The sequence below is a fragment of the Sulfuricurvum sp. IAE1 genome (assembly GCF_004347735.1).
Lineage (GTDB): Bacteria > Campylobacterota > Campylobacteria > Campylobacterales > Sulfurimonadaceae > Sulfuricurvum.
The window spans coordinates 18751-32482 of record NZ_SLTI01000058.1 but is presented as its reverse complement, the minus strand read 5'-3'; the positions used below and the strand labels follow the sequence as shown (position 1 = coordinate 32482).

General features: G+C 52.2%; 14 protein-coding genes. 7 read left to right on the top strand and 7 right to left on the bottom strand.

Annotated elements, in window-relative coordinates; translation table 11 throughout:
* Positions 1-4 precede the first annotated feature (4 nt).
* Both E0765_RS08005 and E0765_RS08000 read left to right on the top strand, forming a co-directional pair.
* Positions 5-664, top strand: a complete 660-nt coding sequence (locus tag E0765_RS08005; RefSeq protein ID WP_132812695.1) for a LexA family transcriptional regulator — start codon at positions 5-7, stop codon at positions 662-664.
* Between the two features lie 12 nt (positions 665-676).
* Complete coding sequence (locus E0765_RS08000; RefSeq protein WP_132812694.1) at positions 677-2143, top strand: SH3 domain-containing C40 family peptidase; 1467 nt, start codon at positions 677-679, stop codon at positions 2141-2143.
* A 1-nt stretch (position 2144) separates the two neighbouring features.
* Here E0765_RS08000 and E0765_RS12580 read toward each other — a convergent pair whose 3' ends face one another.
* Together E0765_RS12580 and E0765_RS07990 are read right to left on the bottom strand one after the other, a co-directional pair.
* A complete protein-coding gene (locus tag E0765_RS12580; RefSeq protein ID WP_188109932.1) occupies positions 2145-2450 on the bottom strand; it encodes a hypothetical protein in 306 nt (101 codons plus the stop codon).
* 122 nt (positions 2451-2572) lie between these two features.
* On the bottom strand, positions 2573-3769 hold the full coding sequence (locus E0765_RS07990) for a tetrahydrodipicolinate N-succinyltransferase N-terminal domain-containing protein (RefSeq protein ID WP_132812693.1): 1197 nt from the start codon (positions 3767-3769) through the stop codon (positions 2573-2575).
* Positions 3770-3881: 112 nt separating this feature from the next.
* On the opposite strand from E0765_RS07990, the gene E0765_RS07985 reads away from it, so the two are divergent.
* A complete protein-coding gene (locus E0765_RS07985; RefSeq protein WP_132812692.1) occupies positions 3882-4367 on the top strand; it encodes an ankyrin repeat domain-containing protein in 486 nt (161 codons plus the stop codon).
* Positions 4354-5250, top strand: a complete 897-nt coding sequence (gene htpX / locus E0765_RS07980; RefSeq protein ID WP_132812691.1) for a zinc metalloprotease HtpX — start codon at positions 4354-4356, stop codon at positions 5248-5250. The genes E0765_RS07985 and htpX overlap by 14 nt, the downstream gene beginning before the upstream one ends.
* A gap of 216 nt (positions 5251-5466) precedes the next feature.
* Here htpX and E0765_RS07975 read toward each other — a convergent pair whose 3' ends face one another.
* From E0765_RS07975 to E0765_RS07955, 5 genes are all read right to left on the bottom strand, one after another.
* Positions 5467-6207, bottom strand: a complete 741-nt coding sequence (locus tag E0765_RS07975) for a molybdopterin-binding protein (protein WP_132812690.1) — start codon at positions 6205-6207, stop codon at positions 5467-5469.
* A gap of 45 nt (positions 6208-6252) precedes the next feature.
* The gene (gene adk / locus E0765_RS07970) at positions 6253-6900 is read right to left on the bottom strand and encodes an adenylate kinase (RefSeq protein WP_132812689.1); all 648 of its coding nucleotides are present in this window, start codon (positions 6898-6900) and stop codon (positions 6253-6255) included.
* 16 nt (positions 6901-6916) lie between these two features.
* On the bottom strand, positions 6917-7489 hold the full coding sequence (locus E0765_RS07965; RefSeq protein WP_132812688.1) for an adenylate kinase: 573 nt from the start codon (positions 7487-7489) through the stop codon (positions 6917-6919).
* Positions 7490-7491: 2 nt separating this feature from the next.
* Positions 7492-9246, bottom strand: a complete 1755-nt coding sequence (gene aspS / locus E0765_RS07960) for an aspartate--tRNA ligase (RefSeq protein WP_132812687.1) — start codon at positions 9244-9246, stop codon at positions 7492-7494.
* A 103-nt stretch (positions 9247-9349) separates the two neighbouring features.
* Positions 9350-9745, bottom strand: coding sequence for a P-II family nitrogen regulator (locus E0765_RS07955; protein ID WP_165921718.1), 396 nt, complete (start codon positions 9743-9745; stop codon positions 9350-9352).
* A 230-nt stretch (positions 9746-9975) separates the two neighbouring features.
* Here E0765_RS07955 and E0765_RS07950 point away from each other — a divergent pair, with 230 nt between their 5' ends.
* The 3 genes from E0765_RS07950 to E0765_RS07940 are packed head-to-tail and all read left to right on the top strand — an operon-like array spanning position 9976 to position 13716.
* The gene (locus tag E0765_RS07950) at positions 9976-10953 is read left to right on the top strand and encodes an iron-sulfur cluster assembly scaffold protein (RefSeq protein ID WP_132812685.1); all 978 of its coding nucleotides are present in this window, start codon (positions 9976-9978) and stop codon (positions 10951-10953) included.
* Entirely contained in the window at positions 10953-12074 is a 1122-nt protein-coding gene (locus E0765_RS07945; RefSeq protein ID WP_132812684.1) for an aldo/keto reductase, read from the top strand. The genes E0765_RS07950 and E0765_RS07945 overlap by 1 nt, the downstream gene beginning before the upstream one ends.
* A complete protein-coding gene (locus E0765_RS07940; protein WP_132812683.1) occupies positions 12064-13716 on the top strand; it encodes an L-aspartate oxidase in 1653 nt (550 codons plus the stop codon). The genes E0765_RS07945 and E0765_RS07940 overlap by 11 nt, the downstream gene beginning before the upstream one ends.
* Positions 13717-13732: the final 16 nt, after the last annotated feature.

Sequence of the window (13732 nt, the reverse complement as noted above, 5' to 3'; positions counted from 1 at the left end):
CGTCATGAAAACATTTAATGAAATCGTCGAAACGATCAAAGACATCGTCTCGTCCGAATTTCCGGACAAAAAGGTTTTTGACAAAGACATCGCCGAGCTGTTGGAAATTTCGCAGATGAATTTTGCGACCATGAAAAAGCGCAACAAAATCCCCTTTAACGAGCTGCTCGATTTTTGCGCAAAGCGTTCGATTGCGATCAACTGGCTTCTGTACAATCAATCTCCCGAAAGCCTGATCGAACCGACGAACCGTTTTTACATGGTCCGTTATTTTTCTTCGGTGAACGCTTCGGCCGGCGGAGGCGCCGAAAACGAGGAACTCGATTTCGAACCGCTGATGCTGGAAGAAAATTTCGTCATGTCTCTCGGCGGAGAAGGGGAGTTGCGTCATATCGAAGCGATCAACGTAACGGGCGATTCGATGGAACCCTCTTTCAGTTACAACGATATCGTTTTCATCAACCGCTCCAAAACCGACGTCAGTCGCGGGGGCATCTTTACGATTCGCACCGAACACGGCCTTTTTATCAAGAGAATACAAGTTCGTCTTGATGGAAAACTCGATATTATTTCGGATAACAAAGACTATCCCACCTACGTCGCACGCCGTGACGAAGTCGAAATCATCGGCAGAGTCGTCGGACGTTTCGGAGGGGTGGAATAAAGCGGAGAGACGATGAAATCGACATTCTGGATCGGCAGTATGATTTTCGTACTGGGAGGGTGCAGTACCCATACCATTGCCCCCGAATCGGTCCCCGAAAAACCTCTCAGCAAAGCCAAAACCGAACTTCCCCCCGCACCTTCGGATTCCCCGTATTGCTGTACACTTCCGCAGGAACTGGATGTGGCGCTTCCCCAGCTTGGTCCCAAAATCAACGACCTGGAGCGGTTTGATCAATCTATCCTCCCTTATGTCGAACAAAACGGGATAGACCGGGACGATTTTTTCGAAGTCCAAAAAGGGTTTGAAAAAGCGTATTATTCCCCTTGGACCTACAGTGCCCCTCCTGCAAGCGTACAGGAAGCCTCCTGGCCGTTGCGCGCCTTTCGCGGCGGATACGGCAGTAATCTGCGTCCACTGCCGCCGTCATGGTTCAAAGAGATCGAAGCGCAGGCGAATTTTGCCGCTTTCGGATCGCTCAACCGTAAGGGGATAGCAGTCAAATGGCTCGATCTGCGTGCACTTCCCACCGAAAAACCGCTCTACCGTAACCCGTCTCAGCCGGGAGAAGGGTATCCGTTCGACATGCTTCAAAACAGCAGCGTCAATTATCACGAACCGCTCTATATTTCCCACACCTCGATCGACGGTGCCTGGACTTATGTGTTTACCAACAGTGCGTCGGGATGGGTTAAATCGGAGGGCGTCGTCGCGATCGAAGATGCCGCCGCAGAAACGATGCGCAAACAAGAAAAGCTGTTCGTGATGGAAGACAACGTCCCTTTGTATGACAGCATGAACCGCTTTGTCGCCTATTCACGCATCGGTATGGTCCTGCCGCTCGAAAAAGAGCAGCAAAACGAATACTATGCGATGGTATACGATACCGACGGTTCGTTCAAATCGCTCTCAATCCCAAAGCCTGCGGCACGAATCGGTATTTCGAAAATCAACAAAAGCGATCTGGCCCGATTGGGGGAACAGATGCTCAAAAACACGTACGGTTGGGGAGGGATGTTCGGAGAACGGGACTGCTCGTCGATGATCCGCGACATGTATACCCCCTTTGGGATTTGGCTTCCCAGAAACTCGGCTTCACAGGCTCGCAAAGGGGAGGTTATTTCGTTTGAAGGGCTTTCTAACGACGAAAAACTCTCCCTCATCAAAGAAAAAGGGGTCCCTTTTGAGACGATTGTCTATCTCAAAGGCCACGTTCTGCTTTACGTCGGAACGTATCAGGACAATGTTTTGATGATGCACAACGTCTGGGGGATTCGAACGATCGACAAAACGGGAAACAAAGGACGCCGCATCGTGGGTAAAGCGGTTATCAGCACGCTTGACCTTGGAAGTGAAATGGAAGAGTTCGATCCGGAAAACCGATTGCTGAGCCGGGCGTGCAGCATGAATATTTTCACCCGTGTACCTCTTATACTCTCTAAGGAGAGCAAAGGGGTAAAGAAAAAGAAAGCGCTTTAAACTACGCTTTTATATCGAGCAGAGAACCTCTCATTTCATCCTGTGCACGGATGGAACGGGCATTGGCTTCACTGACGTTTTGAATCGTAACCTGATCGGTCAGCTCTTTGGCCAAATCGGTCTGTGAACGCTGGCTCCCGTTATCGGTTGCAGCGGCAGTATTGGCTTTTGTTCCGCCGTTTTGCGTTTCGCTGATCGTCGTTTCGCGTGGTATGTACCGATCGCTATTAACATTTGCGACGTTTTGGGCGTTGTTGTTCATGTACGTCTGATTTGACATCATGGACGAAACATTCGAGCTTATCATGGAAAGCTCCTTTTCATTCAGATAATGAAAGTATAAGTCCGGTCGCCTTAAACGGTTCTAGGGGTAAAAAATTAGATTCGGAAAAGAATTTCCCCGGAATGGGGAAACTTTCGGAGATAAATTCAGTGAAGGTCTGCGTTGAGTTTAACTTCACGCGTCGAACGACGGATCATCAGTTGACCCGTTGTCGAATCCTGGCGGTAGTGGATACCGTTGAGCCCCACCAGGTCTTTCCCTTTGAACGAAGTGCCGCTGAGTTTTGCGGAAGGATTGGCTTCATTGATTTTGGCAAGCTCTTCTGCGGTGACCGCAAATTTCGTTCCGGCCAGTACGGCAATTCCCGCATCGACGATACATCCGTCTCCCAAAGCGATACCGGTGACAGAGTTGGCTCCCAACAGGGTATTTTTGCCGATAGTGACGGGGATACCGTCAGTGCCGCTGAGGACACCCAGAATCGACGCGCCGCCGCCGACGTCGGAGCCGTCACCGACGACGGCTGAGCTCGAGATGCGTCCTTCTACCATGCTGACGCCGGTTGTACCGGCATTGAAGTTCACGTAACTCGCTCCGGGCATGATCGTCGTACCAGGGTGGAGCTGTGCGCCGAAACGGACTTTAGAGTCGTCAAGGATGCGGGTGTTGTTGGCCGGAATGATATGCTGCAAAAAGCGGGGGAATTTATCAACGAAGTCGATTTTCGGATACTCGTTGGCGAATTTGAGTTCGATTTCGTTCGCACGGAGCCATTCGAGTTCGATCGGCTGCCCTTCGGACCAGGCAACATTATGCAGGGCCCCAAACGCACCGTTCAGATTAATCGAACGCAGCGGAACCTTCGCCAGCGACAGGGCGTAGAGTTTGAGGTACGTCCCCTCGACGCTCGTACATGGCACGTCGTTAAACAAAATGACCAGACGGAACTCGCCGTCACGCATGCCGTTTTCTTTGATCAGGGAATAGAGCGTCGAAACGACCTGAATATTTTTATGGGCGTCGCCGTATGCCTCGTCTGCATAGGGAGTAAACGCGTTCAGACACCCTTCCAGGAATTTCAGGGTAACAGGAACAATCACTTCATCCGCGGTGAAATCGATCTCAAATCCCTGTTCCCGGGCGTTTTTAATAAAAATGGCGGCACTGCCGAAGTTTTCGTTCCAGTTGATATGCGGATAGGTCGCCTGAAGGACTTTATCACTGTTGAGCTGACCCAAATCGACGCGGCAGATCCCGAACGCCAGGGGGTTTTTGTACCCTGCTGCGCTTTGAATCTCCTGTACGCACGCTTTAAATGCCGCTTCTGTCTCTAAAACTTCCATATTCTCTCACTTTTGGCAAAATTAATGGGGAATTTTAGCATAAGAGACTAGACTTCAGTTGAATCTTGCATGTTATACTGCTGATTAATTTTACGGATGCAAAGCGAAACAGATGGAACAGTGGATCGAACTTTTAAAAGCCAACAATTATCTCGGGATCAAACAATATCTCAAAAACGGTGCCAATCCCAACGATGAGGAAGAGAACGGGGAATCGGTGATCTGTTTTGCGATGCGGTACCACTGCGACGAAGAGATCATCGAACTGCTCGCAGACAGCGGAGCCGATCTTTTTCATACCGATCATGAAGGGGTCAGCGTTTTTGACGTTGCGGTAACCTACAATAATCTTCCGCTGATCGAGCGGCTGATTCGAGAGGGGTTTGACGTTAACCGTCCCACCCGCAACAGCGGGTTTACCCCGCTCATGGGCGCGGTGTGTTACGGGCGCACGGAGATCATACGCAAACTCCTGGAGATGGGCGTTGATGTCAGCGCGCGTGACCGCCATGGGCTCAGTGCACTCGATTTTGCCCGTAAAATGCATAAAAAATCGATTTTAGCCCTTTTGGAAGGAGGAACGAATGGAACAGATTAAGACCTTTTTACTCCTGGGAAGCCTGAGCGTTCTGCTCGTTTTCATCGGAGGCTACTTCGGAGGGCAGGGCGGCATGCTTATTGCGTTGCTGATGGCAGGCGGTATGAATTTTTACGCCTATTATTTTTCCGATACGATGATTCTAAAACACTATAACGCCCAGGAAGTTGATCCCAGAGAAGCGCCGATGCTTTACCGGGTCGTCGAACGGCTCGTCGAACGCTCCGACATGCCGATGCCCAAAGTCTATATCATCCATGATCGTATTCCAAACGCCTTTGCTACCGGTAGAAATCCGCAGAACGCGGCAGTAGCGATTACAACCGGATTGCTGGAACTCCTGAACGAAGATGAAGTCGAAGCGGTCATGGCACACGAGCTTTCGCATGTCGCCCATCGCGATATCCTGGTGGCTACGATTGCGGCGACGATCGCGGGAGCCGTAGCGTTTATCGCCAACATGCTGCAGTTCGGTGCCATGTTCGGCAGTCGGGACAGCCGTGGTGGAAACCCGATTTTGATGCTGCTGATGGCCGTTTTGCTTCCGATTGCGGCAACGGTGATCCAGATGACGATCAGCCGTTCGCGCGAGTTCATGGCGGATGAAGGGGCCGCGCGGTTAACCGGGCATCCCGAATGGCTGCAAAGCGCACTGGTGAAACTTTCCAATTACAATGCAAGAGGCGAAGTACACGGTGCGACACCTGAAAATGCCCACATGTTCATCATCAGTCCCTTTGACGGGAAAAATTTTTCGTTTGTCAATTTATTTCGCACTCATCCCACTACGGATCAGCGGCTTGAAAGACTTGAGAAGCTGAAGTCAGAAGTATCGGCGGATAGAAACGGACGCAATAAACTCTATGAGCGTCATTACGTCTGATCTCCCTCGATTTTAAGCGTAAAATGCGGTTTAAGCGGCGGTTTATGCTTCGGCCGCTTCAGAAAAGTGTGCCGATAAAAACCGTATACGGCCGCCATCAGGCTTAACGTAACGAGCAAATATTCCAATATACCCATGCTTTCCCCCTTTTTCGGACGCTCAGGGACTCTTTAAGCATATATCGGCATAACAAAAATATAATTTATTTTTTATTGTTTAGATTAATTCGTAATCTATTTTTTGGTTTTCGAGAAACGTGACAAAAAGCTCGAGGCAGTGCCGGCTCTCCTCTTCGTCACTCGAAGCTACCGAAATTTCTACACTCGCCATTCCCTCTTTGAGCATCGGAAGCGAGGAGAAATCGACCGATTCGGGCAACCGCTTCATCACATCGATCAGCGTGTTTTCGCTTGTCTGGGCAATCAGCGTTTTACGGAAGGTCGGTTGGGAGCGGGGATAGAAGCGATCGAGCGCCTCGTTCACCATGGGATGGGACATTTCGGGAAAACCCGGCATGAAAAAATAACGCTCCTGCAAAAAAAATCCCGACATGTTGTTGATGACGTTGTGCAGCAGGCCTGCGTCTCGCGGAAGGTCCGCCATGTGAATCCGGTGGGGATAGGCCGCATCGCCGAAGCGCTCGACAATATCCGAACGAAACTTATCGTGAGGGTAGAGTTTACCGTCGCCGAACACCTCTGCGGCGATCGCGCGCGTCAGGTCATCGGGGGTCGAACCGATCCCTCCGAAGCTGAACATGACAGCATCGGGATCGTTGCGAACCATCGTGAACGTATCGCGGATGAGGCGGGAATCGTCTTTGATGATCATCGATGCGAAGAGTGCGTGACCGCGTGCGAGAAGGGCATCGCGAACGAAGGTGAAATGTTTGTCGATACGGCGGGCGTTGAGAATCTCCGATCCGATGATGACGGCATAAAAATGAGGTGTTTTCATGAAGCGATTATAACATGAGATTCCCGCAAGGCGGGAAAGGAGGAATTATTTGAGGCGCTCGAGGATCTCTTTTTCAACCGTATCGATGGGCTGCGTTCCGTCGATCGTGATGTATTTCACCGAGGAGTCGGCGGCGGATAGGGTTTTGTAGTATCCGACCAGCGGCGCGGTCTGCTCATGATAAACGCGCAGACGGTCAAGAACCACTTCGGCTTTGTCGTCGTCGCGCTGAACCAGGTCTTCACCCGTAACGTCGTCTTTGCCTTCTACTTTTGGAGGGTTGTAGACGACATGGTAAGTACGCCCGGATGCAAGGTGTGCGCGACGCCCCGACATACGTTCGACGATAACGTTATCGGGAACGTCGATTTCGATGACCGCATCGATGGCTACGCCGGCTTCTTTGAGTGCGTCTGCCTGGGGAACGGTGCGGGGGAACCCGTCAAGCAAAAAGCCGTTGCGGCAATCTTCCTCTTTGATCCGTTCTTTGACCAGTCCGATGATAATGTCGTCGGTAACCAGTTTGCCCGCATCCATGAACGATTTGGCCAGAACTCCGAGTTCCGTTCCCGCTTTGATAGCCGCGCGGAGCATGTCGCCCGTGGAAATCTGGGGGATGTCGAACGCTTTGGTCAAAAACTGTGCCTGAGTACCTTTGCCGGCACCCGGCGCTCCCAAAAGAATAATTTTCATATTATTTCCTATTAATTTAGATTTTTGATTTGATGAAAGTTTCCATATCGTCGACGATAGCTTCGATACCGCGTTCGCCGTCAATCTTGCGGAGCACACCTTTGGCTTCGTAGAAGCGTTGAATCTCCGGCAGGGGATCGGTATAGACTTTCATCCGGTTGTTGAACACTTTTTCATCGTCATCCGCACCGCGTGCGCGACCGAGAACGCGGTCTCGCGCAACCGTTTCGCTGACGACGACCTCGATGACGCTGACGAGTTCGATAGAGTCATCGGAAGAGAGAAACTTGTCCAATTCACTCATCTGCTCAAATGAACGGGGATAGCCGTCGAAGAGGATGACATCAGCCGCAGAAGCCTTGATCGCGCCCGTGATCGTCTCGATGGCGATATCGATCGGGACGATCAGCCCTTTGCTGATGAAACTGTCGATAACGCGTCCCCGTTCGCTTCCGCTGGAGACTTCGGCGCGTAGCAGATCGCCGGTCGAGTAGTGGGCCACGGTCTGGGTGTTGCGCTCGGCGATCATCGCCGCATCGGTCGTTTTTCCCGAACCCGGAGCGCCGATGATGAGAAAAAGTTTTTTCATGCTTATTTGGCGCTTTCGCGGAGGCGAATGTGCAGTTCACGCAGCTGCGTGATTTCTACCGGGCTTGGTGCGTCGGTCATGATGCACGACGCTTTTTGGGTTTTCGGGAATGCGATGACGTCACGGATAGAGTCTTTTTTCGACAAGAGCATCATGAAGCGGTCAAAACCGATCGCAAATCCGCCGTGCGGAGGCGCTCCGAATTTGAGCGCGTCGAGGAGGAAGCCGAATTTCTCCTGGGCCTCTTCTTCGCCGATGCCGAGAAGCTTGAAAATCTCTTCCTGCAGTGCCTGTTTATGGATACGGATCGATCCGCCGCCGAGTTCGGTACCGTTGAGGACGATGTCGTACGCGATCGACTCGATATCCTCGATATGTTCGTGGTTCAGGTCACGCGGCATCGTGAACGGGTGGTGAAGGGCTTTTACACGGCCGTCTTCGATCTCGAACATCGGGAAATCGACGACCCACACAAATTCGAAGCGGTCTTTGTCGATCAGGTTCATCTTCTCGTGCTCGGCGATAAAGATACGGAAGCGCCCCATGTAATCCCAGACGGTTTTTTTGTCCCCCGCACCGAAGAAGACGACGTCGCCCACTTCCATGCCGGTACGTTCTACGAGGAGTTGGAGATCTTCAGGAGTGAAGAATTTCTCCAGCGGCCCTTTGAGACCGTCTTCTTTCATCTGGAAATATCCGAGCCCTTTTGCTCCGAATTTGCGGACGAAATCCTCGAAGCTTTTCATTTCGCGCTTGGAAAAGACAAGATCGGCACCCGGTACGCGGAGTGCTTTGATCCGGTTCATTTTCGGGTTGGCGGCGATACTCGTGAAGATCTCGTTGTCGCAGCGGGCGAAAATGTCGATGACGTCGACCATTTTGAGGTCATAGCGCAGATCGGGTTTGTCCGAACCGTAAAGTTCCATCGCATCGTTGTATTTGATGCGGTTGAAAGGGATATGGACTTCATGCCCCGCCGCAGCGAACATCCCTTTGATCAGCTCTTCGGCGACGCGGATGACGTCTTCTTGGTTACAGAAACTCATCTCAACGTCGATCTGGGTAAACTCGGGCTGGCGATCGGCGCGCAGGTCTTCGTCGCGGAAACATTTGGCGATCTGGAAGTAACGGTCAAAGCCGCCGACCATCAGCAGCTGCTTGAACAGCTGTGGAGACTGGGGAAGGGCGTAGAACTCACCCTCGTGAACACGGCTGGGAACGAGGTAGTCACGCGCACCTTCCGGAGTCGATTTGGTGAGGATCGGGGTTTCGACCTCCAAGAATCCAAGCGAATCGAGTACATTGCGTGCGGCAATCGCCGCTTTGGAACGCATTTTAAACGTTTCGAACGCATTCGGATTGCGCAGGTCAAGGTAACGGTATTTAAGGCGGGTCTCTTCGCCGACGCTGTTGTCGCCGATGACGAACGGGACCGGCTCGGAACGGTTTTCGATCACCAGATCCTCTACGACGACTTCGATCGATCCGGTTTTGAGACGCGGATTGGCCAGCCCTTCGCCACGGGCACGGACGCGCCCTTTGGCGATGAGGACGAATTCGTCTCGTACTTCGCTCGCCACTTTGTGGGCATGTGCGTTGTCGGCAGGGTCACAAACGAGCTGGATCAGCCCGCTTTTGTCGCGAAGGTCGATGAATACGATCCCCCCGTGGTCACGATAGCTGTTAGCCCAGCCGCACAGTACGACCTCCTGGCCGATATCGGCGTCTGATAGTTCGGTACAAAAATGACTTCTCAAAACAAAGTCCTTGCTCAAAATTTTTTGCAATTATAGCGCGCTTAAACTTGCGGTTTGATAATAGCGCGGCGAAGACGCGAAGCGCGTCTCCTGCGGAAGGAAATCAGCTCGAGGGGGTATCGACGGCAGTGAAGAACGTGTTGCTTTTGCTGGTGGCGCGCGGTGTCGGCTGTGTCAATGCGGTTTCATCTTTCTCTCCCGTACGGATCCGTTCGACTTCCAAAACCGGAGTGATCCACATTTTGCCCGCGCCGTGCCCCAAATCCTGTGTATGGGAACGGATGCACTCCATTGCGATCTCTTTGTGTTTGTCGTCGGAAACGACGATGATGATCATCACTTTGGGATAAAGATCGGGTGCATTGTTTTTTTCGGCAATGCCAAGCGAGCCTTTTCCGATCACATCCATAACGGTGACTCCTTCGATCAGGTTGTCGAACAGTTCACGCAGAACGTCATTAAGACAGTGTTTGTTAAATACGGCGGTAATCTGGACCATGGCGGACCCCTTTGAATAAAATGTTTCGTCATTATATTTCGAATACGCTCCCCCATTCATCCATCCGCTGATGATTAAATAGGCAATCGATTCATTCGAAACAACGTAACCGGATCATCATGCTGCATAAGCCGTTCCAGGGAATGGATGCGACAAAAATGTCTTATAAATACAAGAACGGGGTTTGCAACCTCTTTCGCACAACATCGTTACTAGCAAGGAGCAACCACATGGCACGCGATACACTGATCGGCGGAGCGTTATGGGAAGAATATTCATCGGAAGTGCAGCGGCGGATGAACGACCCGGTAAACATGGGCGAGATCACCCAGGAAGAGGCCGACAAAGAATCCAAACAGCTCATTATCGCCGATTTCGGAGCGGAAAGCTGCGGCGATGCGGTACGGCTGTATTGGCTCATCGATCCCAAGAACGACGTCATCGTGAAAAGCCGGTTCAAAAGTTTCGGCTGCGGCACTGCGATCGCCAGTTCGGACATGATGGCCGAGCTGTGCATGGAAAAAACGGTGGACGAGGCTCTGAAAATTACCAACATAGACGTCGAAAAAGCGTTGCGCGACGACCCGGATATCCCGGCGGTACCGGGGCAAAAAATGCACTGTTCGGTTATGGCGTATGACGTGATAAAAAAAGCGGCATCCCTGTACAAGGGGGTTGATATGAGCGAGTTCGAGACCGAATTCATCGTCTGTGAATGCGCCCGTGTGAGCCTGGACACACTCAAAGAGGTAATCCGCCTCAACAAACTCGATTCTATCGAACAAATCGTCGATTACACCAAGGCCGGGGGCTTTTGCAAATCGTGCGTCAAACCCGGAGGGCACGAGAAAAAAGATCTCTATCTCGTCGATCTTCTCGCCGAAGTGAAAGAGGAACTCGAAAAAGAAGCGATCAGCAAAAAGATCAAAGAAGCTAAAGCCGACGGCGATTTCAACGCAATGAGCCTCGTTCAGAAAATCAAGACGATCGAGTCGATTCTCGAAGAGTACATTCGACCGACCCTCAAAGCTGACGGCGGGGACGTCGAACTCGTCGATCTTAAAGAAATCGAGGGCGGATACGAGCTGTATATTAAATACAAAGGGGAATGCATGAGCTGTTCGATGAACACCACCACCACGCTAGCGGGAATCGAAGACATGCTCAAATTCAAGCTAAAAGCCAATCTAAGAGTCCTGGTGATCTGATGAACCATGCAACCAAAGAGGGGACGTTCAGATACCTCAAGAAATTCGGGAAGTATTCAAAAGATTTTTACCGGTTCAACGGCGAACTCTTTTTCCCTTCGCTGGGGCTGGGAACCTATAAACCCGAACCCTACAAAGAGGACAACTACATCATCAATTTCGCAGCGGCGGTCCAGACGGCACTCCGAAACGGAATCAACCTGATCGACACGGCGATCAACTACCGCTACCAGATCAGCGAGCGCGAAATCGCCGAAGCGGTCGCTCCGATGTTTCAAGCCGGGGAAATCAAACGCGACGAGATCATAATCGCTTCCAAAGCGGGATTCATACCTCTTGATTTCCCGTTTCCGGACAATCCTTACGGATGGATCCAGAGTCATATCGTGGATGCGGGATTGGCGGAGAAAGACGAAATCATTATCGATCAGCACTGCATGAGCCGGGCCTATCTGCGCTGGAGTTGCGAACAGTCGCTTAAAAATCTTGAAATGGACACTATAGACATTTTCTATCTTCACAATCCCGAAACCCAGCTCGGCTACATCGACCGCGATACGTTTTACTACCGATGCGAAGAGGCATTCCGCGAATTCGAAGCGCTGCGATCGGAGGGTAAAATCGTCTCGTACGGCGTTGCGTCGTGGAACGGTTTTTTGTACGAAGAAAATCACACTGAATACGTATCGCTGTATGCGTTAATCGAAATCGCCCGCCGCGTCGGAGGGGACAACCACGGTTTTAAATACCTGCAATCTCCTTTCAACCTTGCCAAGCCTCACGCCATGGCCTATGCGAACCAACGGTGCGATGACGGACTCTACTATCCTCTGATGCACGCCTGTGCTCGATTCGAGATAAGCATGATCGGGTCATCGCCTTTGCTGCAGAAAAATCTGTTCAAACGCCCGTTCACGCCGAAAATCGCCGAGCTACTCAATACGGTCCCCCTAACCGATGTCGCCAGTGCGTTGCAGTTTGCCCGCAGCGCCGGAGCGATCAGTACGGTGTTCGGTGCGGTAGATCCCTCGCACGTCAGCGACAACGCGGTACTCGGTTATCTGGGCGCCGCACCGGCAATCGCTATGCAAAGTCTGATAAAGGATTCGTATGCTTTATGACGTCGTCGTTGTCGGAAGCGGCATTTCAGGGCTCTATGCCGCGCTGTATGCCCGTCGTTCGGGATTGAGCGTTGCATTGATTTGCAAAAGCAGTCTCCTGCGGTCGAATTCAGCCGTAGCGTCGGGGGGTATCAATGCCGTATTGCACTCAACCCGCCGCGATTCGTACCGCGACCACATCGCCGATACGCTCAGAGGGGCCGACGAATTGGGGCGTTTTAGCGTCGTAAGCCCGATGGTTACGGGGGCGGAAGAGGTGATACGGGAGCTCTCGGAGATGGGGGTCAATTTCGATCGCCGTGAAGACGGTGAAATCGCGCAAAGACCGTTCGGGGGGACCAATGCGTCGCGCACCTGCTATATCGCCGATAAAACCGGAGCGGCGATTACCCAGACGCTGCTGATGCAGTGTCGCAAGGAAGGGGTCAATATTTTCCCCGGTCACGTCATGCTCTCGATCGCGACGTTCAAGGAAAAGCTCTCCGGCGTCATTCTTCTGCGGCGCCGCGATTCCCAGGTGATCGCGTTTGCGTGCAAATCACTGGTGCTTGCGGCCGGAGGGTATGCCGGTATCTACCGCGGTCACTCGACAAATTCGCAAGAATCGAGCGGGGATGCACTTGCCGTCGCATTACGGGCAAAAATGAGGCTGGCGAACATGGAGTTCGTACAGTTCCATCCCACGACGCTCAACGGTATCCTTATCAGCGAAGCGGCCAGAGGAGAGGGGGCCCATATCGTTGATGAAACGGGAACCCGTTTTACCGACGAGCTCGCAACGCGCGACCGACTCTCACGCGCCATAATGGAGCACCGGAACGCAGGGCACAGCGTTTATCTCGACTTCCGCCATCTTGGGGAGGAATTGATCGAGAAAAAACTCCCATCCGCCCGCAAACACGCCCTCAACGGTGCGGGAATCGACATCACGACCGAACTTCTTCCGATTACCCCCGCAGCCCATTATACTATGGGAGGGATCTGGAGCCGCGCCGACACGTCGACCGATATTCCGGGTGTTTTCGCCTGCGGGGAATGCGCCTATAACGGGGTACACGGTGCCAACAGGCTCGGCGGGAACAGTCTTCTCGAAGCGGCCTATTTCGGAAGGGTTGCAGGGATTGAAGCGGCCAGGGTGGCCCGCAAACATGAATTTCAGCCCATCGACTACGCGCAGGTGGATCGGGAATCACGCTACATAGGTATGATACTTGACGGGGAGAACCGGTTCAACATCAATACGATGCGGCGCAATCTGGGGAATAATTTGTACGTTAATGCGGGAATATTCCGAACGCACGACTCGTTGGCCGACGCACTTGAGTACATCCACTACCTGATGAAAATGTCTTCAGGAGTGTGCTGCGTCAACAAAGAACGCTCCGACAACGTCGAACTTCTCTCCATACTCGAATTTCGCAACTCGCTAAGCGTAGCCGAAGCGATGGTGATGGCGGCAATGGCGCGCGAAGAGAGCAGGGGAGCCCACTATCGCAGCGATTTCCCTGTCCGGGACGACAGACATTACAAAGTCGATACGATCCTTCGCCGTCTCGCCGGAACATTTTTGCGAATCACGTTCGAAGGGACCGTATCGGCAGAGTGGTGGCATCGGATCCGCCGTTTTTTCCATGCACAATAAATGCATGTAAAGACTC

What these genes read in the sequence shown, in the direction of transcription:
- adk (WP_132812689.1), bottom strand. Translation starts at nt 6,900, where the DNA reads ATGAAAATTATTCTTTTGGGAGCGCCGGGTGCCGGCAAAGGTACTCAG.
- E0765_RS07975 (WP_132812690.1), bottom strand. Translation starts at nt 6,207, where the DNA reads ATGAAAACACCTCATTTTTATGCCGTCATCATCGGATCGGAGATTCTC.
- E0765_RS07940 (WP_132812683.1), top strand. Translation starts at nt 12,064, where the DNA reads ATGCTTTATGACGTCGTCGTTGTCGGAAGCGGCATTTCAGGGCTCTAT.
- htpX (WP_132812691.1), top strand. Translation starts at nt 4,354, where the DNA reads ATGGAACAGATTAAGACCTTTTTACTCCTGGGAAGCCTGAGCGTTCTG.
- E0765_RS08005 (WP_132812695.1), top strand. Translation starts at nt 5, where the DNA reads ATGAAAACATTTAATGAAATCGTCGAAACGATCAAAGACATCGTCTCG.
- E0765_RS07955 (WP_165921718.1), bottom strand. Translation starts at nt 9,745, where the DNA reads ATGGTCCAGATTACCGCCGTATTTAACAAACACTGTCTTAATGACGTT.
- E0765_RS07965 (WP_132812688.1), bottom strand. Translation starts at nt 7,489, where the DNA reads ATGAAAAAACTTTTTCTCATCATCGGCGCTCCGGGTTCGGGAAAAACG.
- E0765_RS08000 (WP_132812694.1), top strand. Translation starts at nt 677, where the DNA reads ATGAAATCGACATTCTGGATCGGCAGTATGATTTTCGTACTGGGAGGG.
- E0765_RS07945 (WP_132812684.1), top strand. Translation starts at nt 10,953, where the DNA reads ATGAACCATGCAACCAAAGAGGGGACGTTCAGATACCTCAAGAAATTC.
- E0765_RS07990 (WP_132812693.1), bottom strand. Translation starts at nt 3,769, where the DNA reads ATGGAAGTTTTAGAGACAGAAGCGGCATTTAAAGCGTGCGTACAGGAG.
- E0765_RS12580 (WP_188109932.1), bottom strand. Translation starts at nt 2,450, where the DNA reads ATGATAAGCTCGAATGTTTCGTCCATGATGTCAAATCAGACGTACATG.
- E0765_RS07950 (WP_132812685.1), top strand. Translation starts at nt 9,976, where the DNA reads ATGGCACGCGATACACTGATCGGCGGAGCGTTATGGGAAGAATATTCA.
- E0765_RS07985 (WP_132812692.1), top strand. Translation starts at nt 3,882, where the DNA reads ATGGAACAGTGGATCGAACTTTTAAAAGCCAACAATTATCTCGGGATC.